The organism is Arenivirga flava, from assembly GCF_030161575.1.
GTDB classification, from domain to species: Bacteria; Actinomycetota; Actinomycetes; order Actinomycetales; family Microbacteriaceae; genus Arenivirga; species Arenivirga flava.
Genome location: NZ_BSUL01000001.1, coordinates 710873 through 732373 on the forward strand (window position 1 = coordinate 710873; position 21501 = coordinate 732373).

The 21501-nt window shown below is 72.1% G+C and carries 22 protein-coding genes, 1 tRNA gene and 2 pseudogenes; 16 read left to right on the plus strand and 9 right to left on the minus strand.

Annotated elements, in window-relative coordinates; all coding sequences use genetic code 11:
• Positions 1 to 32: 32 nt before the first annotated feature.
• Positions 33 to 118: transfer RNA gene (locus QQK26_RS03485), tRNA-Leu, on the minus strand.
• A 145-nt stretch (positions 119 to 263) separates the two neighbouring features.
• On the opposite strand from QQK26_RS03485, the gene QQK26_RS03490 reads away from it, so the two are divergent.
• Genes QQK26_RS03490 through QQK26_RS03500 form a run of 3 tightly spaced genes read left to right on the plus strand, consistent with a single transcriptional unit; the run spans position 264 to position 2656 of the window.
• Positions 264 to 1562 carry a M20/M25/M40 family metallo-hydrolase gene (locus QQK26_RS03490; RefSeq protein WP_284230098.1) on the plus strand — a complete coding sequence of 433 codons (1299 nt, stop codon included), beginning with the start codon at positions 264 to 266 and terminating at the stop codon, positions 1560 to 1562.
• Between the two features lie 12 nt (positions 1563 to 1574).
• On the plus strand, positions 1575 to 2456 hold the full coding sequence (gene uppP, locus QQK26_RS03495; protein ID WP_284230100.1) for an undecaprenyl-diphosphatase UppP: 882 nt from the start codon (positions 1575 to 1577) through the stop codon (positions 2454 to 2456).
• Between the two features lie 59 nt (positions 2457 to 2515).
• The gene (locus tag QQK26_RS03500) at positions 2516 to 2656 is read left to right on the plus strand and encodes a hypothetical protein (RefSeq protein ID WP_284230102.1); all 141 of its coding nucleotides are present in this window, start codon (positions 2516 to 2518) and stop codon (positions 2654 to 2656) included.
• Here QQK26_RS03500 and QQK26_RS03505 read toward each other — a convergent pair.
• Together QQK26_RS03505 and QQK26_RS16170 are read right to left on the minus strand one after the other, a co-directional pair.
• Positions 2625 to 3389 (minus strand): PAC2 family protein, encoded by a 765-nt coding sequence (locus tag QQK26_RS03505; protein WP_348519984.1) that lies wholly within the window; start codon positions 3387 to 3389, stop codon positions 2625 to 2627. The genes QQK26_RS03500 and QQK26_RS03505 overlap by 32 nt on opposite strands.
• A 38-nt stretch (positions 3390 to 3427) precedes the next feature.
• Positions 3428 to 3508 (minus strand): annotated as a pseudogene (locus tag QQK26_RS16170) (hypothetical protein); the annotation flags it as partial.
• A gap of 180 nt (positions 3509 to 3688) precedes the next feature.
• Here QQK26_RS16170 and QQK26_RS03510 point away from each other — a divergent pair.
• The 9 genes and pseudogenes from QQK26_RS03510 (at position 3689) to lnt (ending at position 13554) form a co-directional block, all read left to right on the plus strand.
• Positions 3689 to 4360, plus strand: a complete 672-nt coding sequence (locus QQK26_RS03510; protein WP_284230104.1) for an HAD family hydrolase — start codon at positions 3689 to 3691, stop codon at positions 4358 to 4360.
• Entirely contained in the window at positions 4357 to 5361 is a 1005-nt protein-coding gene (locus QQK26_RS03515; RefSeq protein WP_284230107.1) for a tRNA (adenine-N1)-methyltransferase, read from the plus strand. The genes QQK26_RS03510 and QQK26_RS03515 overlap by 4 nt, the downstream gene beginning before the upstream one ends.
• Before the next feature lie 34 nt (positions 5362 to 5395).
• Positions 5396 to 6352 carry an FKBP-type peptidyl-prolyl cis-trans isomerase gene (locus QQK26_RS03520; protein WP_284230109.1) on the plus strand — a complete coding sequence of 319 codons (957 nt, stop codon included), beginning with the start codon at positions 5396 to 5398 and terminating at the stop codon, positions 6350 to 6352.
• Between the two features lie 17 nt (positions 6353 to 6369).
• Positions 6370 to 7368, plus strand: a complete 999-nt coding sequence (locus tag QQK26_RS03525; RefSeq protein ID WP_284230111.1) for a helix-turn-helix transcriptional regulator — start codon at positions 6370 to 6372, stop codon at positions 7366 to 7368.
• Positions 7365 to 8381, plus strand: a complete 1017-nt coding sequence (locus QQK26_RS16390) for a helix-turn-helix transcriptional regulator (protein ID WP_284230113.1) — start codon at positions 7365 to 7367, stop codon at positions 8379 to 8381. The genes QQK26_RS03525 and QQK26_RS16390 overlap by 4 nt, the downstream gene beginning before the upstream one ends.
• A gap of 40 nt (positions 8382 to 8421) precedes the next feature.
• A complete protein-coding gene (locus QQK26_RS03535) occupies positions 8422 to 8655 on the plus strand; it encodes a twin-arginine translocase TatA/TatE family subunit (protein WP_284230115.1) in 234 nt (77 codons plus the stop codon).
• A 7-nt stretch (positions 8656 to 8662) separates the two neighbouring features.
• Positions 8663 to 9526: a twin-arginine translocase subunit TatC gene (tatC, locus tag QQK26_RS03540; protein WP_284230121.1), complete on the plus strand. Its 864-nt coding sequence runs from the start codon at positions 8663 to 8665 to the stop codon at positions 9524 to 9526.
• A gap of 16 nt (positions 9527 to 9542) precedes the next feature.
• Positions 9543 to 11944: pseudogene (locus QQK26_RS03545) on the plus strand (DEAD/DEAH box helicase).
• Complete coding sequence (gene lnt, locus QQK26_RS03550) at positions 11941 to 13554, plus strand: apolipoprotein N-acyltransferase (protein ID WP_284230123.1); 1614 nt, start codon at positions 11941 to 11943, stop codon at positions 13552 to 13554. Before QQK26_RS03545 ends, lnt begins: the two are co-directional and overlap by 4 nt.
• A 103-nt stretch (positions 13555 to 13657) precedes the next feature.
• Here lnt and QQK26_RS03555 read toward each other — a convergent pair whose 3' ends face one another.
• The 4 genes from QQK26_RS03555 to QQK26_RS03570 all read right to left on the minus strand — a co-directional run bounded on the left by QQK26_RS03555 (position 13658) and on the right by QQK26_RS03570 (position 16357).
• Entirely contained in the window at positions 13658 to 14008 is a 351-nt protein-coding gene (locus QQK26_RS03555) for an RNA polymerase-binding protein RbpA (RefSeq protein ID WP_284230125.1), read from the minus strand.
• Positions 14009 to 14172: 164 nt separating this feature from the next.
• Positions 14173 to 14943, minus strand: coding sequence for a glycerophosphodiester phosphodiesterase family protein (locus QQK26_RS03560; protein ID WP_284230128.1), 771 nt, complete (start codon positions 14941 to 14943; stop codon positions 14173 to 14175).
• Entirely contained in the window at positions 14940 to 15887 is a 948-nt protein-coding gene (locus QQK26_RS03565; RefSeq protein ID WP_284230130.1) for an SPFH domain-containing protein, read from the minus strand. The genes QQK26_RS03560 and QQK26_RS03565 overlap by 4 nt, the downstream gene beginning before the upstream one ends.
• Positions 15884 to 16357 (minus strand): NfeD family protein, encoded by a 474-nt coding sequence (locus QQK26_RS03570; RefSeq protein WP_284230132.1) that lies wholly within the window; start codon positions 16355 to 16357, stop codon positions 15884 to 15886. The genes QQK26_RS03565 and QQK26_RS03570 overlap by 4 nt, the downstream gene beginning before the upstream one ends.
• A gap of 94 nt (positions 16358 to 16451) precedes the next feature.
• Here QQK26_RS03570 and QQK26_RS03575 point away from each other — a divergent pair, with 94 nt between their 5' ends.
• The 4 genes from QQK26_RS03575 (at position 16452) to QQK26_RS03590 (ending at position 19245) form a co-directional block, all read left to right on the plus strand.
• Positions 16452 to 17216, plus strand: coding sequence for an SDR family oxidoreductase (locus tag QQK26_RS03575; RefSeq protein ID WP_284230134.1), 765 nt, complete (start codon positions 16452 to 16454; stop codon positions 17214 to 17216).
• Positions 17217 to 17304: 88 nt separating this feature from the next.
• Positions 17305 to 17898 carry a hypothetical protein gene (locus tag QQK26_RS03580; protein ID WP_284230135.1) on the plus strand — a complete coding sequence of 198 codons (594 nt, stop codon included), beginning with the start codon at positions 17305 to 17307 and terminating at the stop codon, positions 17896 to 17898.
• Positions 17889 to 18326, plus strand: a complete 438-nt coding sequence (locus QQK26_RS03585) for a hypothetical protein (RefSeq protein WP_284230137.1) — start codon at positions 17889 to 17891, stop codon at positions 18324 to 18326. The genes QQK26_RS03580 and QQK26_RS03585 overlap by 10 nt, the downstream gene beginning before the upstream one ends.
• Before the next feature lie 4 nt (positions 18327 to 18330).
• The gene (locus tag QQK26_RS03590; protein WP_284230139.1) at positions 18331 to 19245 is read left to right on the plus strand and encodes a hypothetical protein; all 915 of its coding nucleotides are present in this window, start codon (positions 18331 to 18333) and stop codon (positions 19243 to 19245) included.
• Here QQK26_RS03590 and QQK26_RS03595 read toward each other — a convergent pair.
• Positions 19242 to 20879 (minus strand): DHA2 family efflux MFS transporter permease subunit, encoded by a 1638-nt coding sequence (locus tag QQK26_RS03595; protein WP_284230142.1) that lies wholly within the window; start codon positions 20877 to 20879, stop codon positions 19242 to 19244. The genes QQK26_RS03590 and QQK26_RS03595 overlap by 4 nt on opposite strands.
• Positions 20876 to 21493, minus strand: a complete 618-nt coding sequence (locus tag QQK26_RS03600; protein WP_284230144.1) for a TetR/AcrR family transcriptional regulator — start codon at positions 21491 to 21493, stop codon at positions 20876 to 20878. Before QQK26_RS03600 ends, QQK26_RS03595 begins: the two co-directional genes overlap by 4 nt.
• Between the last annotated feature and the right edge of the window lie 8 nt (positions 21494 to 21501).

Below are 21501 nucleotides of genomic sequence, written 5' to 3' on the forward strand. Positions count from 1 at the left end.
GGATCTCGACGATCCGGGGCCTTCACCATGCGTGCGCGAGGGGGGACTTGAACCCCCACGCCCTAATACGGGCACTAGCACCTCAAGCTAGCGCGTCTGCCATTTCCGCCACCCGCGCATGGGATATTGCCGGGCTCTGCAGCCCCGCCGCTCTCGCGGCCAACAGAGGAAGACATTAGCACGGAAACGAACGCGCCCTGAACACGGCCCCGCACCCCGGGCGCGTCGTCGCCCACGGGTGCCCCGGCGTTAGCGTGGTGGGCATGAACGAGCAACTCGACGAGACGGCGATCATCGCGCGGGACCTCATCCGCTTCGACACGACCAACTACGGCGAGGGGCGTTCGAAGGGCGAGACCGAGGCCGCCGAGTACGTCGGGGCGAAGCTCGAGGCGCTGGGGCTCGCGCCGACCTACATCGACGCCGAGCCGGGCCGCACGAGCGTTCTCGCGCGGGTGCCGGGTCGCACCGGCAGCGAACGCGGCGCCCTCGTGGTGCACGGCCACCTCGACGTCGTGCCGGCGGTCGCGGAGGACTGGAGCGTCGACCCGTTCGGCGGCGAGATCCGCGACGGCATGCTCTGGGGCCGCGGCGCGGTCGACATGAAGAACATGGACGCCATGATCCTCACCGCCCTCGGCGACGTGCTCGAGCACGGTGGGCCCGAGCGCGACCTCATCGTGGCGTTCTTCAGCGACGAGGAGGCGGGCGGCGTCCGCGGGTCCCATCACGTCGTCGAGCACCATCCCGAGCTGTTCGCCGGCGCCACGGAGGCGATCAGCGAGGTCGGCGGCTACTCGATCACGGTCGGGGGCGAGCGCGCCTACCTGCTGCAGACCGGCGAGAAGTCGCTGCGCTGGCTGACCCTCACCGCGCACGGCGCCGCCTCCCACGGCTCGCAGGTGGTCCGCGACAACGCCGTCACGCGGCTGGCCGAGGCGATCGTCGCCATCGGACGGGAGGAGTGGCCGGTGCGGCTCACCGGCACCACCAGCGCGCTGCTCGGCGAGATCGCGCGCATCCTCGGCGTCGACCCGGAGCGCACCGGGCCGGACGAGCTCGCCTTCGCGACCGGCACCGCGAACCGCTTTATCGCCTCGAGCCTGCGCACGACCTCGAACCCGACGCGGCTCGAGGCCGGCTACAAGCACAACGTCATCCCCGGCACCGCGCAGGCCTTCGTCGACGTGCGCACGCTGCCGGGGGAGGAGGATCAGGTGATGGCCCGCCTCCGCGAGCTCGTCGGCGACGGCATCGACATCGCCGTCTCGCACGGCGATACCGGGCTCGAGGTGCCGTTCGAGGGTCCGCTCGTCGAGGCGATGGTGGCCGCGATCGGAGCGCACGACCCCGGCGCCCCCGTGCTGCCCTACCTGCTCGGCGCGGGCACCGACAACAAGGCGCTCAGCCTGCTCGGCATCGCCGGCTACGGTTTCGCGCCGCTGCGGCTGCCCGCCGACTTCGACTTCCCCTCCCTCTTCCACGGCGTCGACGAGCGCGTGCCGCTCGACGCGCTGGTGTTCGGTCGCCGGGTGCTGCGCGATCTCCTGGCGCGGTACTGACAGGATCATCGGGTGTCATTCATCGAAGCGGCCATCCTCGGCCTCATCCAGGGGCTCACCGAGTTCCTGCCGATCTCCTCCAGCGCGCACCTGCGCATCGCGGGCGAGTTCCTGCCGTCGGCCACCGACCCGGGTGCGACCTTCACCGCGATCACCCAGATCGGCACCGAGATCGCCGTGCTCGTCTTCTTCTGGAAGGACATCACCCGCATCATCGGCAAGTGGTTCCGCCACTTCTTCGTCGCCAAGGGACGGCGAGCGGATGCGGCGGGCAGCATCTCCCGCGACGATCCCGACGTGCGGATGGGCTGGCTCATCATCATCGGCACGGTGCCGATCGTGCTGGCCGGCTTCTTCCTGCAGGAGTACATCCGCGACGCGTTCCGCTCGCTCTGGATCGTCGCGATCGTGCTCATCGTCTTCGGCCTGATCCTCGGCGTCGCCGACCGGCTCGGCAAGCGCACCCGCGAGCTCACCGACCTCACCTACGGGCACGGCGTGCTCTACGGTCTGGCCCAGATGCTCGCTCTCGTGCCGGGCGTCTCGCGCTCGGGGGCCACGACGACCATGGGCCTCGCGCTCGGCTACAGCCGGCCCGCTGCCGCTCGCTACGCCTTCCTGCTGGCGGTGCCCGCCGTCTTCGGCAGCGGTTTCTACGAGCTCTACTCGGCCTTCAGCTGCGACCCGGCCGCCGGCGACGTCTGCACGCCGGCCGTCTACGGTCCGCTCGAGACGCTGCTCGCGACGGTGGTCGCCTTCGGCGTGGGCCTCGCCGTGATCGCCGGCCTCATGGCGTACATCTCGAAGCGCAGCTTCCTGCCCTTCGTCATCTACCGGGTGCTGCTCGGCGGCACGCTGCTGGTGCTGCTGTCGATGGGCGTCATCCAGCCGTAGGCAGCCCGCGCCCAGCCGGGCGCATCCGCTCGTCCAGCGGTGACGGCGATGCTCGATGCATGAAGCGCATCATGAGCATCGCCGTCTTCGCGTTCACGGTCATCCGCATCGTGCAGAAGGCGCGCAAGGGCAAGCTGACGACCGCGACGCAGTCGACGAGCCTCCACGCTAAGGAGCTGGACCCCACGAAGGCCGGTTAGGGGTCTTGGGGTCCTCGGGGGTCGAGCCGTCGCTGCCGGCCACTCCGTCATCGCCCTTGCGCAGGAACCGCTCGAACTCGCGGGCGATGGCCTCGCCGCTGGCGTCGGGGGAGTCGACGGTGTCGCGGGCCTGCTCGAGCTGCTCGATGTAGGCCGACATGTCCTCGTCCTCGCCGGCGAGCGCGTCGATGCCGCGCTCCCAGTGCTCCGACTCGTCGAGCAGGTCGCCGCGCGGGATGACCACGTCGAGCACCTCCTCGAGCCGGTCGATCAGGGCGAGGGTGGCCTTCGGGGAGGGTGCGTTGTGCACGTAGTGCGGCACGGAGGCCCAGATCGAGACGGTCGGGATGCCCGCCGTCTCGGCGGCGTCGGCGAGGATGCCGAGGATGCCCGTCGGCCCCTCGTAGCTGCTGCGCTCGATGCCCAGCTGCTCGCGCACCGTGCTGTTCTCGCTGGTCGTGAAGATGGAGATCGGACGCGTGTGCGGCACGTCGGCCAGCATGGCGCCGACGAAGACGATGCCGGTGATCTTCGCGGCACGGGCGCTCTGCAGCAGCTCGGCGCTGAAGCGCCGCCAGCTGCGCGACGGCTCGGTGCCGAGGATCGCCCACAGGTGCGAGCCGTCCTCGTGCACGCTGAGCTCGGCGTCGGCGGCGAGGCCCTTGCCGCGACCGAAGCGACGGGCGGACGGCGTGCTCGCCGCAGGGGGCCGTAGAGGGTGACGCTCGGCCACTCGATGCGCTTCACGCCGTGCTCGTCAATGCCCACCGTCGGCCGGTTGAACTGGTAGTCGACGTAGTCCTCCGCGTCGACGACCTCCGCGCGCTCGACCAGTTCGAGGCGGTCGCGCACGGTCTTGACGGCGGTGCTGGCCGCCTCGGCGGCGTCGTTCCAGCCGTCGAAGGCGACGATGAGGATGCGTCCCTCGGTGAATCCGGTGCGTGCTGCCAATCGCTGCTCTCGTCCTGCTCGCGCGGCGCCGGTGCCGACGCCGCACTCCAGGATAGAACGGCCCGGGTACAGTGGATGCCCGTGACTGCGCGCTTCCCGGAAGCCGTCCTCTGGGATATGGACGGCACCATCATCGACTCCGAGCCCTACTGGATGGAGGCCGAGGCCGCACTGGTCGCCCGCTTCGGCGGCACCTGGAGCCACGAGCAGGCCGAGGGCATGGTCGGCAACGGCCTGGAGACCTCCGCCGCGATCCTGCAGGCCGCGGGCGTCGACCTGCCCGTCCCCGCGATCGTGGACTGGCTCGACGCCTACGTGCAGGACCGCCTCGCCGAGGAGCTGCCGCTGCGCCCCGGCGCGGTGGAGCTGCTCACCGAGCTGCGCGACGCGGGCGTGCCGTGCGCGCTGGTCACCATGTCGTATGAGGGCATGGCCCGCCGGGTCGCCGACGCGCTGCCCGAGGGGGTCTTCGGCGAGGTCGTGGCGGGCGACAACGTCGAACGCCCCAAGCCCTTCCCGGACGCCTACGAGCTGGCCGCGCGCCGCCTCGGCGTCGACGTGACGCGCTGCGTCGCCTTCGAGGACTCCGTGCCGGGCCTGACGGCCGCCGTCGCCTCGGGCGCGGTCTCCATCGGCATCCCCCTGTACGCCGATCTCGACGAGGTCGAGGGCGGCCTGCGCTGGGAGAGCCTCGACGGCGTCACGGTCGAGCGCCTGCGCGCCCTCGAGCCCGTGCTCGAGGGCGGCCGATGAGCGCCGAGCGCCGGCAGTCCGGCCCCTTCCGCGAAGGCGATCGCGTGCAGCTGACGGGCCCCAAGGGCTCGATGAACACCGTCACCCTGCAGGCCGGCAACGCCTTCCACTCGCATCGCGGCGTGCTGCCGCACGAGCAGCTGATCGGGCTGCCCGACGGTTCGGTGGTGCAGAACAGCGGCGGCGTCGAGTACCTGGCGCTGCGCCCGCTGCTTGAGGACTTCGTGATGTCGATGCCGCGCGGTGCGGCCATCGTCTACCCGAAGGACGCGGCGGCGATCCTCGCGTACGCCGACGTCTTCCCCGGCGCCACGGTCGTCGAGGCGGGCGTCGGCAGCGGCGCGCTGTCGCTCTGGCTGCTGCGTGCGATCGGTCCGAGCGGACGCCTGGCCTCCTTCGAGCGCCGGGAGGAGTTCGCGAACATCGCCCGCGGCAACGTCGGCAGCTTCCTGGGCGGTGCGCCCGACAACTGGTCGATCACCATCGGCGATCTCGCCGACGCCCTGCCCGAGACCATCGAGGCCGGCACGGCCGACCGGGTCGTGCTCGACATGCTGGCACCGTGGGAGTGCATCGACGAGGTGGCCACCGCGCTCACCCCGGGCGGCGTGCTGCTCTGCTACATCGCCACCGTCACGCAGCTCAGCCGGGTGGCCGAGGCCATCCGCTCGACCGGTCTGTTCACGAACCCGCAGTCCAGCGAGACGATGGTGCGCGGATGGCATGTGGAGGGCCTCGCCGTGCGCCCCGACCACCGCATGGTCGCCCACACCGGCTTCCTGCTCACCGCCCGCCGCCTGGCGCCGGGCACGGTGCTGCCCGAGCTCAAGCGGCGCGCCTCGAAGAGCGACTTCAGCGACGAGGACGTCGAGGCGTGGACGCCCGGCGCGCTCGGCGACCGCACGGCCAGCGGCAAGAAGCTGCGCAAGGCCGCTCGCGAGGCGCAGCGCGCAGCCGAGCAGGCCGCCTCGGCGAGCGGTCGCGACGACGCCGACCAGTAGGATGACAGCCGTCCCCACCATGAGGAGTACTTCCGTGCGCAAGATCCCCGCGCTCGTCGCCGTCGGCGGCCTGCTGCTCAGCCTGACCGCCTGCGCCACCCAGAGCGCGGCGGGCGGATCGGCCGGCTGCGAGCCCGCCGTCGCCCCGGGCGACGCGTCGAACGCGATCTCGGCCACCGGCGAGATCGGCAGCTCGCCGAGGATCGACGTGCCGTCGCCGCTCTACGCGTCGGAAAACGAGCGCAGCGTGCTCACCGCCGGCGAGGGCGACATGGTCGGCGAGGGCGCGCCGGTGATCTTCCAGTTCACGATCCTCAACGGTCGCGACGGCAGCGTGCTGCAGGAGTCCGAGTACGGCGAGAACGGCGGCACGATCCTCACCGCCACCGAGGACGCGGCGACGAACCCCGGCATCGAGGATGCGCTGCTGTGCACCACGGTCGGCTCGCGCATCGCGGTCGTCCTGTCTCCCGAGGACTCGCACGGCGGTCAGGGCATCGCCCAGCTCGGCGTCGAGGCCGACGACTCGCTCGTGTACGTGATCGACGTGCGCGAGGCCTTCCTGCCCAAGGCGGACGGCGCGAACCAGCTCATCACCCGCAGCGACATGCCCGCGGTCGTGACGGCGCCCGACGGCACTCCGGGCATCACGGTGCCCGACACCGAGGCGCCCACCGAGCTCGTCGCCGAGACCCTGAAGGCCGGTGACGGCGAGACCGTCGAGGCCGACGACCAGGTCGTCGTGCACTACACCGGCGTGCTCTGGGACGGCGGCACGGTCTTCGACTCGAGCTGGCAGAACGGCGCGCCCGCGCTCTTCACGCTCGACGGCATCGTGCCCGGCCTCGCCGAGGCGCTCGAGGGCCGCAAGGTCGGCTCGCAGGTCGTCGCCGTGATCCCGTCGGAGCTCGGCTACGGCGAGCAGGGCAGCGGCTCCATCCCGCCCGGCTCGACGCTGGTCTTCGTCGTCGACATCCTCGGGATCCGCTGATCGGGAGGAGCCCGCTGGTGCCTGCCGGTCCCGCCCGCGTACCCGCCGAGGAGCGGCTCTTCTCGCTGGTGCTCGCGCTGCTCGTGACGGAGTCCGGGCTCACGAAGTCCGAGATCCTCGCGACCGTGCAGGGCTACCGGCAGCGATACGACGCGAGCGGTGCCAACGCCAACCTCGAGCGCCAGTTCGAGCGCGACAAGGACGACATCCGCGAGCTCGGCGTGCCCCTCGAGACGATCGAGTCGCCGGGCGACCCCGGCAACAACCAGACGCTGCGCTACCGGATCCCGCGCTCCGGGTACGAGCTGCCCGAGGGCCTCGAGTTCAGCCCGCAGGAGATCACGCTGCTGCGCCTGGCGGGCATGGTCTGGCGCGAGGGCTCGCTCTCGGCGGAATCGCGCCGCGCGCTGCTCAAACTGCAGTCGCAGGGAGCGACCGCCGCGAGCGACCTGATCGGCTACGCGCCCCGGGTGCGGGTGCGGGAGGCGTCCTTCGAGCCGCTCGGCGACGCGCTCGCCCGCGGCCAGCGGGTGCGATTCGACTACCTCAAGCCGGGCGACCCGGCGCCGCGGCAGCGGCACGTGGAGCCGCTCGCCCTCGTGCAGCACGAGGGTCGCTGGCACCTGTACGGCGTCGACGTCGATGCGGGGGCGCCGCGCACGTTCCTGCTGCGCCGCATCCTCGGGGCGGTCCGCCTCGCCGGCGCCTTCAGCGCGCCCGAGGGCGACCACACCGCCGCCGCGCTCGCCGGCCTCGAGGAGGTCTGGCGCCGCAGCACGGCGACGGTGCGCATCGAGCCGGGAACGGATGCGGAGCTGCGCCTCGGCCGCCGCCGCGGCGTGCAGCGCGCCGACGACGGCACGAGCACGCTGCACTTCACCGACCTGCAGATCCTCGCCGACGAGCTCGCCGGCTTCGGCCCGGAGGTGCTCGTGATCGAGCCCGCGACGCTGCGCACCGCGGTGCACGATCGACTCGCCGCCGTGGCACGGCTGCACGAGGGGAGCACCGCGTGAGCGAGCAGCAGCGACCGCTCCAGGCGCAGGACAAGCTGGCCGTCCTGCTCGCCCTGGTGCCGTACCTCATCGACCGCGAGCGGGTCCCGGTCGCCGAGGCGGCTGCCCACTTCACGCTGCCGGAGCAGGCCGTCCGCGACGCCGTGCGGCTCATCGCGGTCTCCGGCGTGCCCGGCGACACCCGCGCCTACCAGGTCGACGACCTCTTCGACATCGACTGGGACGCGTTCCTCGACGACGACGAGATCGTGCTGACCCATCGGGTCGCGCTCGACGACGCACCGCGGTTCTCCTCCCGTGAGGCTGCCGCGCTCATCGCCGGCCTGCAGTACCTCTCGGCCATCCCCGAGAACGCCGACCGCGCCGCCATCGCCGGCCTCATGGACAAGCTCTCGCGCGGCGCATCCGCCCGACCGAGCGCGCTCGCGGTCGAGTCGCGCGACGTCGACGCCAACCTCTCGGTGCTGCGAGCGGCGATCGAGGCCGACGAGCGCGTCGTCTTCGAGTACCGCAACGCCCGCGGCGACCGCGAGCGGCGCACCGTCGACCCGCTGCGGCTCGACTCGCTCGACGCCGACTGGTACCTGCGCGGCTACGACCACGGCCGTGAGGCGGTGCGCACCTTCCGCCTCGACCGGATGCTCGCGCCCGCTCCCACGAGCGAGCGCCGCAGCGCGCAGGCCGAGGGCCTCGTGCCGGGGGAGCAGCTCTTCGAGGGCAGTGCGGAGGACAGCCTGGTCACCGTCGCGCTGCCGACGGCCGCCCTGGCGCTCATCGCCGACTACCGTCCGGAGAGCGTCGCGGATGCGGGGAGGGGCGCAGCACCGCGCGGCTGCGGATCGCGGACGGCACCGGCCTCGCACGGCTCGCCGCTTCGCTCGGCGGCGCGCTCGAGGTGCTGGAGCCCGCCGCCGCGCGCTCGGCCGTCGCGGCCTGGGCGCGGGACGCGGCAGCGCGGTACGCGGGCTGATCCGAGGCCGGTCCTGGACGGGCGCCCAGCGGGACGCGGGTAGACTGATCCCGTCCCCTCACGCCGAGCACAGGAGAAGGCCAATGCCGTCCCACTTCATCGGACCCGTGGGCATCGTGATCGTGGTGCTCATCATCCTGCTGTTCGCGGCGCCCAAGCTGCCCGTGCTCGCCAAGAGCATCGCCCAGTCGCTCAACATCTTCAAGAGCGAGGTCGGCAAGAAGGACGAGCCGAAGGCCGACGGAACCGGCGGGCCGGGCACCGCCCCCACCGGCGGCACGCCGACCGGCAGCGGCACCGACGAGCCGAAGTCCTGACCCGGTCGTGACCCAGGCCTCCGCCTCGGGTCGCGGCGGTGCCGCACCGAAGGAGCCCGCCTCCGAGAAGCGGCGCCTCGGCGGCCGTCGCAACACCGAGGGGCGCATGTCGCTCGGGCAGCACCTGATCGAGCTGCGCAACCGCATCCTCATCTCCGCCGGAGCCATCTTCCTCGCCACGATCGGCGGCTTCTTCCTGTACCCGCCCGTCTGGCAGGCGCTGGAGCGCCCGCTGCTCGAGGCCGGCGCCGAGGGGCAGGCGGTGATCAGCTACGTGGCGATCAACGAGCCCTTCGACATCATCATGCGCGTCGCCCTCACGCTCGGGCTCGTCATCTCGAGCCCGGTGTGGTTCTACCAGCTGTGGGCGTACATCATGCCGGCACTGCTGCGCACGGAGCGGCGCTACGCGGTCGGCTTCATGCTCGCCTCCATCCCGCTCTTCCTCGCCGGTTGCTTCATGGGCTGGATCGTCTTCCCTCGCATCATCGACCTCATGACGAGCTTCGTGCCCGATGGCGCGGAGGCGAACTTCACCGCCACGTTCTACCTCGACTACTTCCTGAAGCTCACGCTGGCGGTCGGCATCGGCTTCGTCTTCCCCGTGGTGCTGGTGCTGCTCAACTTCCTCGGCATCGTGAGCGGCAGGGCGATCCTCAAGCAGTGGCGCGTCGCCATCATCGTCGTGGCGATCTTCGCGGCGCTCGCGACGCCGTCCACCGACGTCGTCTCGATGCTGCTGCTCACCGCTCCGCTCGTCGGCCTGTACCTCGCCGCCGGCGTGGTCGGCATCTTCCGCGACCGCCTCGTCGCGCGTCGCACCGCCCGCATCCTGGAGGACGGCGTGCCCACCCCTGATCGGACGACATGATGGCCGAGACCACGGCATGAGCACCGAGCTCTCGCCCGCCGAGCGCTTCGCCCGCGCCAAGCAGCGCGGGCGCACGCCCGAGCTCGACCTGTTCCGACGCGACCAGCGCTTCGACCTCGACGACTTCCAGCAGGCCGCCTGCGTCGCGCTCGAGCAGGGCCGCAGCGTGCTCGTCGCCGCGCCCACGGGCGCCGGCAAGACGATCGTCGCCGAGTTCGGCGTGCACCTCACGATGCGCCACCCGACGGACAAGATCTTCTACACGACGCCGATCAAGGCGCTCAGCAACCAGAAGTTCAACGAGTTCGTACGAACCTACGGGGCGAGCGAGGTCGGGCTGCTCACCGGCGACACCAACGTCAACCCGCAGGCGCGCATCGTGGTGATGACCACCGAGGTGCTGCGCAACATGCTCTACGCGGGCAGCGACCTGCTGCGCGATCTGCGCTTCGTCGTCATGGACGAGGTGCACTACCTCGCCGACCGCTTCCGCGGTGCGGTGTGGGAGGAGGTGATCATCCACCTGCCGAGCGACGTGCGGATGATCTCCTCAGCGCGACCGTGTCGAACGCGGAGGAGTTCGGCGACTGGCTGCAGGCGGTGCGCGGCGACACCGATGTGATCGTCTCGGAGGAGCGGCCGGTGCCGTTGCACCAGCACGTGCTCGTGCGCGGTCGCATGGTGGACCTCTTCGACTCCTCGGGGCAGGCGGCGACCCACCGGGTCAACCCCGAGCTGGCGCGGCTCGCGAACGGCCGTGTGCAGCACAGGGGCGGCAAGGGCCGCGGACGCCCGATACCGCGGATGGAGGAGCGCGTCGACCGCGCCGCGCTCGTCGCGATGCTGGGGGAGCGCGGCCTCATCCCGGCGATCTTCTTCATCTTCAGCCGCGCCGGCTGCGACGGCGCGGTGCGCCAGGTGCTTCGCGCCGGCGTGCGGCTCACCGAGGAGTGGGAGCGCGAGGAGATCCGCTCCATCGTGGAGGAGCGCTGCCGCACCATCCGCGACGAGGACCTCGCCGTGCTCGGCTACTGGGAGTGGCTCGAGGGACTGCTGCGGGGCGTCGCCGCGCACCACGCCGGCATGCTGCCCGCCTTCAAGGAGGTCGTGGAGGAGCTCTTCCAGAAGAAGCTCGTCAAGCTGGTCTTCGCCACCGAGACCCTCGCGCTCGGCGTCAACATGCCGGCGCGCACCGTCGTGCTGGAGAAGCTCGAGAAGTTCAACGGCGAGGGTCGCGTGCCGATCACGCCGGGGGAGTACACCCAGCTCACCGGCCGCGCCGGTCGCCGCGGCATCGACGTCGAGGGCCACGCGGTCATCCAGTGGACCAACGAGCTGGACCCGCAGGCCGTCGCCTCGCTCGCGAGCCGACGCACCTACCCGATGAACTCGAGCTTCAAGCCCACCTACAACATGACGGCCAACCTGGTCGACCAGTTCGGGCGCCGTCGCACCCGCGAGATCCTCGAGTCGTCCTTCGCGCAGTTCCAGGCCGACCGCGCCGTCGTCGACCTGGCCCGCAAGGTCCGCTCGCAGCAGGAGTCGCTGCGCGGCTACGAGCAGTCGATGCGCTGCCACCTCGGCGACTTCCGCGAGTACGCGGGCATCCGCCGCGAGCTGAACGACCTCGAGCGCAAGAAGACCGTCGGCCTCAGCCGCGCCCAGCGCGACCGTCGGCAGGAGCAGCTGCAGACGCTGCGCGATCGGCTGCGCCGGCATGACTGCCACGGCTGCCCCGAGCGCGAGCAGCACGCCCGGTGGGCGGAGCGCTGGGGCAAGCTCAAGCGCAAGACCGACGAGCTGCGCGGCCAGATCGAGCGCCGCACCGGGGCGGTGGCGAAGGTCTTCGACCGGGTCAGCGAGGTGCTGCTCGAGCTCGGTTACCTGGAACGAGCGGATGGGGAGCTCACCCTGGCCGCGCACGGCCGCACCCTGCGCCGCGTCTACGGCGAGCGCGACCTGCTCGTCGCCGAGAGCCTGCGCAGGGGCTACTGGGACGAGCTGGATGCGCCGTCGCTGGCCGCGATGGCGACCGTGATGGTGTTCGAGTCGCGACGGGAGGAGCCGTACGGCGCCGACCGCAACCTGCCGCGCGGGCGCTTCCGCACCGCCCTCGACCGCACCCTCGAGACCTGGGCCGTGCTCGACGACCTCGAGCGCGACCACCGGCTGCCGGGCAGCGCGCCGCCCTCGACGGGGCTCGCGCTCGCCATGCACCGGTGGGCGAGCGGCTCGCCGCTCGACGCCGTGCTGCGCGACGCCGACCTCGCGGCCGGCGACTTCGTGCGGTGGAGCAAGCAGACGATCGACCTGCTCGATCAGCTCTCCGTCGTCGCGCAGGCCCCGGTCGGCGCGACCGCGCGGCAGGCGCTCGATGCCGTCCGTCGCGGCATCGTGGCCTACTCGAGCGTCGCGTGAGCGCCACGGCACGGCACCGCCCTGCTGCGGCCGGCTCGGACCGGCCGCTCGGCGCGCCGGAGCTCGCGCGCCCCGCGCTGCCGCTCTGGCAGGCGCTGCTGCTCGCCGCCGCGGCCGGGCCGGTGCTCGACGCCGCGTTCCCCGACCTCGGCTGGTGGCCGCTCGCCCTGCCCGGCGTCGTCATGCTCTACGTCGCCATGCTCGGGCGCCGGCCCGGCGCGGCGCTGCTCGTCGGCGTCGTCGGCGGCTTCTCCTTCTACGGCCTGCACATCCAGTGGGCCACGGTCTACCTCGGCTTCCTGCCCTGGTTCGCGCTCACCGTCGCGCAGACGCTCTTCGTGGCGTTCGGCGTGCTGCTCATGTCGATCGTCTGGCGGCGCGGGCCGCTGGTCTGGACCACCCGTCGCACGCGACTCGGCGCGCTCCCCGTGGTCGTCGCGGGCCTCTGGACGCTGCGCGAGGTCGTCGCGAGCATGTTCCCGTTCGGCGGCTTCTCCTGGGCGCGGCTCGCGTTCTCGCAGGCCGACAGCCCGCTCGGCGACCTCGCCAGCGTCGTCGGCGCATCCGGTCTGAGCTTCGCCATCGCCTGGTTCGCCGCGTTCCTGGTGCAGCTGGTCCGCGAGCCCCGCAGCCGGCCGCTCCTGCCCCCGATCCGACTCGGCCGCACGCTGCTCGCCGCGGCGATCGGCGCGCTGCTGCTCGCCGTGCCGAACTGGCCCGTCGCGGTCACCGGAATGCTGCGGGTGGGCGGCGTGCAGGGCGACGCGGACTCCGGGCTCTACTCCACCGTCGAGCGCGGCACGGTGCTGCGCAACCATCTTGACGCGAGCGCGCCGCTGCTCGACGGCGACGAGGATCTCGACGTGCTCGTCTGGCCGGAGAACGCCTCCGACATCAGTCCGCAGGGCAGCGGCGGGGTGCGCAGGGTGCTGCAGGCGGTGGCGGATGCGGTGGACGCCCCGTTCGTGCTGGGCGCGATCACCTGGACCGGTGACGGGGACGACCAGGAGATCTTCAACAGCGTGCTGCAGATCGACCCGGGGGAGGGGCAGGTCGACCAGTACGACAAGATCCACCCCGTGCCGTTCGCCGAGTACCTGCCTGCGCGCGAGTTCTTCTACCCGCTCGCGCCCGATCTCTTCGACATGGTGCCGCGCGACTACACCTTCGGCACCCGCGACAACGTGCTCGACCTCGACGGCGTGATCGCCGGCTCGGCCATCTGCTACGACATCGTCGACGACGACCTCGTGCGGCGGATGGTCGGCGATGGCGCCGAGATCATCCTCGCCCCGACCAACAACGCCGACTTCGGGCGCACGGATCAAGGGGCGCAGCAGCTCGCGATCGCCCGCATCCGCTCGATTGAGACCGGACGCAGCCTCGCGAACGTGTCGACGGTCGGGGTGAGCGCGATGGTCGAGCCCGACGGCACCGTCGTGGAGCAGCTGCCGACGTTCGAACCGGGCGTCATGGTGGCCGATCTGCCGCTCAGCGACACGACCACCGGCGCGACGATGGTCGGTCGCGGCGTGGAGTACCTGGTGGGCGGCCTCGGCCTCGGCGGGCTCGCCCTCGTGCTGGTCACGCGACGGACGCGGCGACGCTGAGCGTCGCCGCGGTCCGGCACCGGGCTGCCGTCGCGTGCACGCAGCGGAGCCCGGTACCGTCGCGGTGCCGGGCTCCGACCGGGGTCTCGCGTCGCGCGCGCCCTCAGGCTCCGCGTCGGGCGCGCAGGTACTGCAGTCGCTCCTCGAGGATCTCCTCGAGCTCCTCGCGGGTTCGCCGTTCGAGCAGCATGTCCCAGTGCGTGCGCACCGGCTTGGCGTCGTCCACCTCGTTCTCGACGGGGTCGCCCTGCGCGTCGAGCAGCGTGCCCTCCTGTCCGCTCTTGGGTGAGCTCCAGGTGGTGGGCACCTCCGCGTCCTCGGCGAAGACGACCTCGAACGTGCTGCCGTCCTCCGTGCGGTAGACGGCGCGCTTGCGGGCGGAGTACTCGACACCCTCCTCGCTCTGGAGGCTCGTCGCTCCGATCCTCATTCCTCGCAGGCTCCGATCGGCCATGGTGCGCTCCTTCCGCCGTGCGTGGTCGTGGTCTTCCGGTATAAACCCCCAGCCTTGGCGGAACCTTTCCGCGGGCGGGGTGGTCCAGAGCATTCCCAGTCTCGTGATGCAGAGGGAATGGTCACCTGGGCTTCGGAGACGAGCGGATGCGCGGATGGGCCCGTTCAGCGTCGCGCGGCGATGATCGGCGCGGCCAGGTCGGCCCGATCCGTGACGATTCCGTCGACGCCGAGGTCGAGCAGCCGCTCCATCTCGGCCGGCGCATTGACCGTCCAGACGTGCACCTCGAGCCCCGCCCGGTGGTAGGCGGCGATCCGCCGACGGTCGACGATCGTGAGGGGACCCTGGCGCTCGGGCACCTGCAGCGCGTCGATGCCCCGCGCGGCGAGCTGGACGAGCGGTTGCAGCCCGAGCCCCGCACCCACGGCGGCGAGCAGGACCCGCGGCGCCGCCGCCGATGTGGCGACGCCGGGCAGCGCCGCGGCGGCGCGTCGTCGTCGTCCGGCGTCGAAGGAGGTCAGCAGCACCCGATCCCGCGCCTTCGCGCGTCGCACGGCCTCGACCACCGGGCCGATCGCATCCGCCGACTTCACGTCGATGTTGAACCGGGCCTCCGGCAGCCCGTCGAGCGCCGAGGCCAGCGACGGCACGCCGCTGCCGCCGCCGAGGTCCAGACGCTCGAGCGCGAGGGCCGGGGTGTCGGCGATCACGACCTCGCGGGCGGCGCGACCGTGGCGCTCGGGCAGCCGGAGTTCGGCGTCGTGGTGCAGCACGGCGACCCCGTCGGAGGAGGCGCGCGCGTCGGTCTCGAGGTAGTCGGCGCCGACGGACAGCGCGGCGACGAACGCCGCGAGCGTGTTCTCGGGCGCCTCCCGGGCGAGACCCCGGTGCGCGAGCAGCCGGGGCGCGGGGGAGTCGAAATAGCGCTTCGTCACGGGGTGGGCGCGCCGCCCCTGGCGCCGAACGCGCCGCCGATGCCCTTCAGCGCCTCGGTGAGCTCGCTGGGGATCACCCAGAGCTTGTTGGCGTCGCCCTCGGCGAGCTTCGGCAGCGTCTGCAGGTACTGGTACGCGAGCAGCATCTGGTCCGGCTCGCCGCGGTGGATCGCCTCGAACACCGTCGTGATGGCCTGCGACTCGCCCTGCGCTCGCAGCGCCTGCGCCTCGGAGTCGGCCTGCGCGCGCAGCACGGCGGCCTTGGCCTCGCCCTCGGCGGTGAGGATGGCCGATTGGCGCGAGCCCTCCGCCTCCAGGATCGCCGCCTGCTTGGTGCCCTCCGCCATGAGGATCTGCGCTCGGCGGTCGCGCTCGGCCCGCATCTGCTTCTCCATCGAGTCCTGGATGGAGGCGGGCGGGTCGATCGCCTTCAGCTCGACGCGTCCGACGCGGATGCCCCACTTGCCGGTGGCCTCGTCGAGCACGATGCGCAGCTGGCTGTTGATGTTGTCGCGGCTGGTCAGCGCCTCCTCGAGGTTGAGGCCGCCGACCACGTTACGGAGGGTCGTGGTGGTGAGCTGCTCGACGGCGCCGAGGTAGTTCGCGATCTCGTAGGTGGCCGCGCGCGCATCCGTCACCTGGAAGTAGACGACCGTGTCGATCGAGACGACGAGGTTGTCCTCGGTGATGACCGGCTGCGGCGGGAAGGAGACGACCTGCTCGCGCATGTCGATGAGCGGGCGCATGCGGTCGATGAACGGTACGAGCACGTTGAGGCCCGGCGTGAGTGTCTTGTGGTACCGGCCGAGCCGTTCGACGACGCCGGCGGTGGCCTGCGGCACGATGCGGATCGCGCGCACCAGCACCACCAGCACGAAGATGGCGACGACGACGATCAGCGCGATCACGAAGATCTGGCCGATGAACGTTCCCTGGTCGGTCATGAGGGCTTCCTCTCGATGGGGACGACGACGGCCGTGGAGCCGTCGATGGTGGCGACGCTCACGCGGTCGCCATCCGCGAGCGTCAGCTCGGGCACCTCGGGGGCGAAACGGGCCGTCCAGGTCTCGCCGTTGGTGAGCTTGACCTGGCCGCCGAGCGGTCCGAGGCCGCCGAGCACGCGGCCCTGCAGGCCGAGCAGCGCCTCGACGTTGGTGGGCCGTTCGTCGCGGCCCTTGTGCAGGGTGCGCAGCAGCAGCGGTCGGATGGTGAAGAGGAGGGCCACCGAGAGCAGCCCGGCGACGATGATCTGCAGCCACCACTCGCCGCCGGCCATGTACGTCGCGAGGCCGCCGACCGAGCCGATGGCGAGCATGAGGCTCGTGAACTCGAAGGTGAGCAGCTCGATGATGAGCAGCACCACGATCACGATGAGCCAGCCGATCCAGACGTACTGCTCGAGGTCGATGAACATGCGCTCCGCCTCCCCGGGGTGCCGCAGCCCCGTGCCACGACGCTACCAGTGCGGGTCGGGGGAGCGTCGGGGCGTTTCGGTAGGATCGGGCACCATGAGCAACCCCCTGCCCGCCGGCTCCCTCGCCGGCCGCCGAGCCCTCGTCACCGGATCCTCCCGCGGCATCGGCGCCGACACCGCGCGCTACCTCGCCGCGGCCGGCGCGAAGGTCGTCATCAACTACCGCAACAAGGAGGCGCGGGCGCTCAAGCTCGTCGCCGAGATCGAGGCCGCCGGCGGCGAGGCGATCGCCATCGGCGCCGACCTCACCGATCCCGCGTCGCTCGAGGCGATGTTCGCGCAGGTGGAGGATGCATGGGGCGGCCTCGACGTGCTCGTCATGAACGCCTCCGGCGGCATGGAGGGCGGCATGGCCGAGGACTACGCCATGCAGCTCAATCGCGACGCGCAGGTGAACCTGCTCGCCGCTGCCCGCCCGCTGCTCGGCGCGGGCGCGCGCGTCGTGTTCGTCACCAGCCACCAGGCGCACTTCATCCGCACCACCGAGACCATGCCCGAGTACGTGCCGGTCGCGCTCAGCAAGCGCGCCGGCGAGGACGCCCTGCGCGAGCAGATCCCGTCGCTCGCCGACGCGGGCATCGAGTTCGTCGTCGTCTCCGGCGACATGATCGAGGGCACCATCACCGCGACGCTCCTCGAGCGCGCGAACCCGGGCGCCATCGCGAGCCGCCGCGAGGACGCCGGCAAGCTCTACAACGTGCAGGAGTTCGCCGCCGAGGTCGCCCTTGCCGCGATCGAGCCCGTACCCGCCGAGAACACCCGGTACGTGGGCGACGTCTCCGGCTTCGCCACGGCCTGATCGAGCGCTCGCGCGCGGCCCCGCGCATCCTCCCCGGTCATCCCGGGGGCGGATGAGCGGGGCCGTGTCGTGTCAGTAGCCTGGTCGGATGCACAGCTTCCGGCGCTCCGTCGCCGCGGTACTCGGGGCGCTGGCGGCCTGCGGCGCCGTGCTGGCCGCATCCGCTCCGGCAGCTGCGGCGCCGGTCGAAGCGGCTGCTGCGACCATCGTCTGGGCGGATGAACGCCTCGAGTCGGTCTTCGGCGACCCGGTCGGCTCGTCGCTGCGGGTGCCGGGACTCGGCGAACTGTGCGACGAGCCCTTCGCCTGCCGCGTCGATCTGAGCGCGCAGGGCGGGACCTTCGCCCCGCCGCCGGCGCAGACCCTCTCCGCCGAGGCGGATGGCGACGGCGTCGCCGCGTGGTCCGTCGAGGGCGGCACGGCGACGCTGCCGGCCGGCACCCATCGCGTCGACGCGGCCCTGACGCTGCCGGACGGCGCGATCGTGCGCACCGCCGCACCGCTCGTGCTGGAGGTCGCGCAGCGCGCACTCGATGTCTCGGTGCGCGTGGACGAGGATCCGGGGAGCGTTCGGGCGCCGTCATCGTGGGGCAGCTGGGCGGCGAGTACCTCGACGTCGTCAACTCCGGCGACGTCGAGCAGCCGCTGCGGACGCCGGCCGGCGAGTGGTCGGTGGTCGTGACGGACGGCGACGGCGCGCAGGTCTTCGCCGAGCAGCGCCGCATCGCGGCGGGCGGGCCCGGAGCGGTCTCCTGGTACTGGCCGGGAGTGCCCGCCGAGGGTGTCTTCACGGCGTCCGCGACCTTCGCGACGGCGGGAGAGGCGGCCGTCAACGCGGTCGTCGGGCCGCCCGCCACCGCGCAGTTCGCCGCGCCCGAGGCGGAGCCCGCCCCCATCGTCGAGATCACCCCGCCGGCGCAGCCGGAACCGACGGTCGGCGACAGCGTGCCGATCCCGACCGGGGTCGTCGCCGTGACGGGCCTCGCCGCGCTGCTGCTCCTCATCGTCGCGATCGTGCTCGCCGTGCGCCTCGAGCGCCGCGCCGTCGCCGCCGGCATCGCGCACGCCGACAGCGCGCACACGGGCAGGGAGGGCGTCGATCGTGCCTGAGCGGATGGGACGGCTCGTCGCAGGGGCGCTGGTGCTGGGGGCGCTGCTCGCCACCGGCGTCGCCTCGCCGGCCTCCGCGGCCGTCGGAACCGATGTCGCTTGGCAGCAGCAGGAGGTGGCCGTCGACTACGGGGAGCGGTGGCACGCGCAGCTGCGCATCGATCGCGAACCACCGCAGCTCCACGAGTCCGGGCCCCTGCCGACCGTCGGCAGGGACGACGGCACGATCGACGTCTACCTCGACGGCGGCGAGGAGCCCTGGGCGAGCGGGATCCCGATCGCCGAGGACGGCGCCGCCTACGTGTCGACGCCTCGCGACCGCGATCCGCTCCCGGCTGGCGAGCACGCACTGCGGGCCGTGCTGGTGCCGTCCGAGGACTCGGACCTCGACGGGGCCTCGACGGTCGAGCCCCTGCGCATCACCGTCGCCTCCTTCCCGGTCACCGCGTCGCTCACGTCCCTGGGAGCGCCCGAGCAGGATTCGCTGGCCTGGGACGTGCGACTCGAGCTGAGCGGCGCATGGGTCGAGCGCAATGGCGCGGTACCCGCCGGCACCTGGAAGGTGCGGCTGCTCGAGGGCCCGCAGGAACGGGTCGTCGAGACCCGCGTGCTCGACATCGAGCGCAGCGCAGCCGCCGAGGCGGAGACGGTGCGCTTCGAGCGTCTCCGCGACGCGGTCACCTACACGGCGGAGGCCGTCTTCGAACCGCGCGACGACATCGCCGGGGGACTCGAGCTCGAGCAGCCGGACCGCGCCTCCCACGAGGTGAGCGGCAGCCTCGGGGCGATCCTCGAGGCGCCGCTCACCATCCCGGTGCCGATCGTCATCGGCGGGGGAGCGGTGCTGCTCATGCTGCTGCTCGCGATCGTCGCGATCGCCGGCCTGCTGCTGCGGTTGCGGGTGCGGACGGAGTCCTAGGGACGGCGATCCGCCTCGGCGCCGGGTGCGCCGGTGCGTGCAGCGCGCTGCTCCGCCTCCATCCGCTCGGCCTCCTCGCCGGAGACCGCCTCGCCGCGCGCGACCATGCCCGAGACGTCGGCGAGCGGGATCTGCTTGATGAGCAGGGCGAGCACGAAGGCGATGGCCACGAAGGGCAGGAGGTACCAGAACACCGGCGCGAGCGAGTCGGCGTAGGCGGCGACGACCTGTTCGCGGACGGCATCGGGCAGGGCGTTCAGCGCCGCCGGGTCGAGGGTGGAGGTCGCGGCGGCCGCGTCGTCGGGGGAGGCCCCCGCGTTCGCGAACACCTCGCGCAGCTGCTCGGCGAGGCGGCTCTGGAACAGGGCGCCGAACACGGCGACGCCGAGCGCCGCACCGACCTCGCGGAAGTAGTTGTTCGTGCTCGTCGCGGTGCCCACGTCCTGCGGAGCGACCGAGTTCTGCACGACCAGCACGACCACCTGCATGATGAGCCCCATGCCGGCGCCGAAGACGAACAGGAACACGCAGATCAGCCAGATCGGGGTGTCCGCCGCCAGCGTCGTCATCGCCAGCATCGCGGCCGCCATGACCACGGTGCCCGCGATGGGGTAGCCGCGGTAGCGCCCGGTCTTCGAGATCAGGATGCCCGAGGCGATCGACGTGCCCATGACGCCGACCATCATCGGGATCATGAGCAGGCCCGAGACGGCGGCGGAGGTGCCCGAGGACATCTGCAGGAAGGTCGGCACGAAGGCGATCGCGCTGAACATGCCGATGCCGAGCACGAAGCCGACCGCGGTGGCCGTGACGAAGGTGCGGTTGCGGAAGAAGCCGAGCGGGATGATCGGGTCGTCCGCCCGCGCCTCGACGAGCACGAAGGCGGAAGCCGCGATGAGCAGTCCGGCGCCGAAGGCCCACGTCTGCCAGGCGCCCCAGCCGTGCTCGTCGCCGCCGCCGAACTCCGTGAAGAAGATGAGGCAGGTGGTGGCGATCGAGAGCAGCACCACACCGAGCACATCGATGCGCCGCTCGGCGCGCTTGCTCGGCAGAGTGAGCGCGAACCACGCGACGAGGAAGGCGGCGATGCCGACCGGGATGTTGATCCAGAACGCCCACTCCCACGTCATGTGGTCCACGAAGAAGCCGCCGACGAGCGGTCCGGCGACCGCGGAGAGGCCGAAGACGGCGCCGAGCGGCCCGAGGTACTTGCCGCGCTCGGAGGCCGGCACGATGTCGGCGATGATCGCCTGCGACAGGATCATGAGCCCGCCGCCGCCGAGGCCCTGCATCGCGCGGAAGAGCACGAAGGTCCAGAAGTCGTCGGCGAGGGCGCAGCCGATCGAGGCGAGCGTGAAGAGCGCGATGGCGACGAGGAACAGGTTGCGGCGGCCGAGCACGTCGCCGAACTTGCCGTAGACCGGCATGACGATGGTCGTCGCGAGCAGGTAGGCGGTCGTGATCCAGGCCTGGTGGTCGACGCCGCCGAGCTGGCCGACGATCGTCGGCATCGCGGTGGAGACGATGGTCTGGTCGAGGCTCGAGAGCAGCATGCCCGCGATGAGGGCGGAGAAGATGATCCAGATGCGCCGCTGGGTCAGCAGCAGGGGGCCGGATGCGGTCGTGGCGGTCATGCGTCCTTCGTTCGGGTGATGGGGGTGGCGGGGGAGTCGTGCATCGCGGAGCGGGCCGCGTCGAGGTGGGCGCGCAGGACGTCCGCGAACTCGGCGAGGTCCCCGTCGCCTTCGAAGACCTGCTGCGCGGTGGTACGGACGATGGCCCCGAGCAGCACGGCCGTCATGCGGGCGGCGAGCGGGTCGACGCCGTCACGATCGACGATGGCATCGGTCAGCCGCTGCTCCTGGGTGCGGTCCTGCTCGATGAAGGCGGCGAGGATGCGCGGCTCGCGTCGCACCGCGGCGACCATCGTGCGCGCCTCGTCGCGGGTTGTGCCCATCTCGGCGAAGGCGTCGACCGTGAGGCTCGCCAGATCGTCGAGCGGGCCGAGGCGATCGTGCGCCGGGATGGAGCGGAAGCGCTCGAGGAATGCCTCGTCCCAGTCCGGGTCCACGCCGAGCACGGCCGACTCCTTCGTGGGGAAGTAGTTGAAGAAGGTCCGCCGGGACACGCCCGCGAGCTCGCAGAGCTGCTCGACCGTGAAGCCGGCGAGGCCGTGCTCGGCGGTGAGCGCCCGGGCGCCGTCGACGAGGGCTCGCCGGGTGCGGCGCTGACGATCGGAGGGGGTCACCGCCTCAT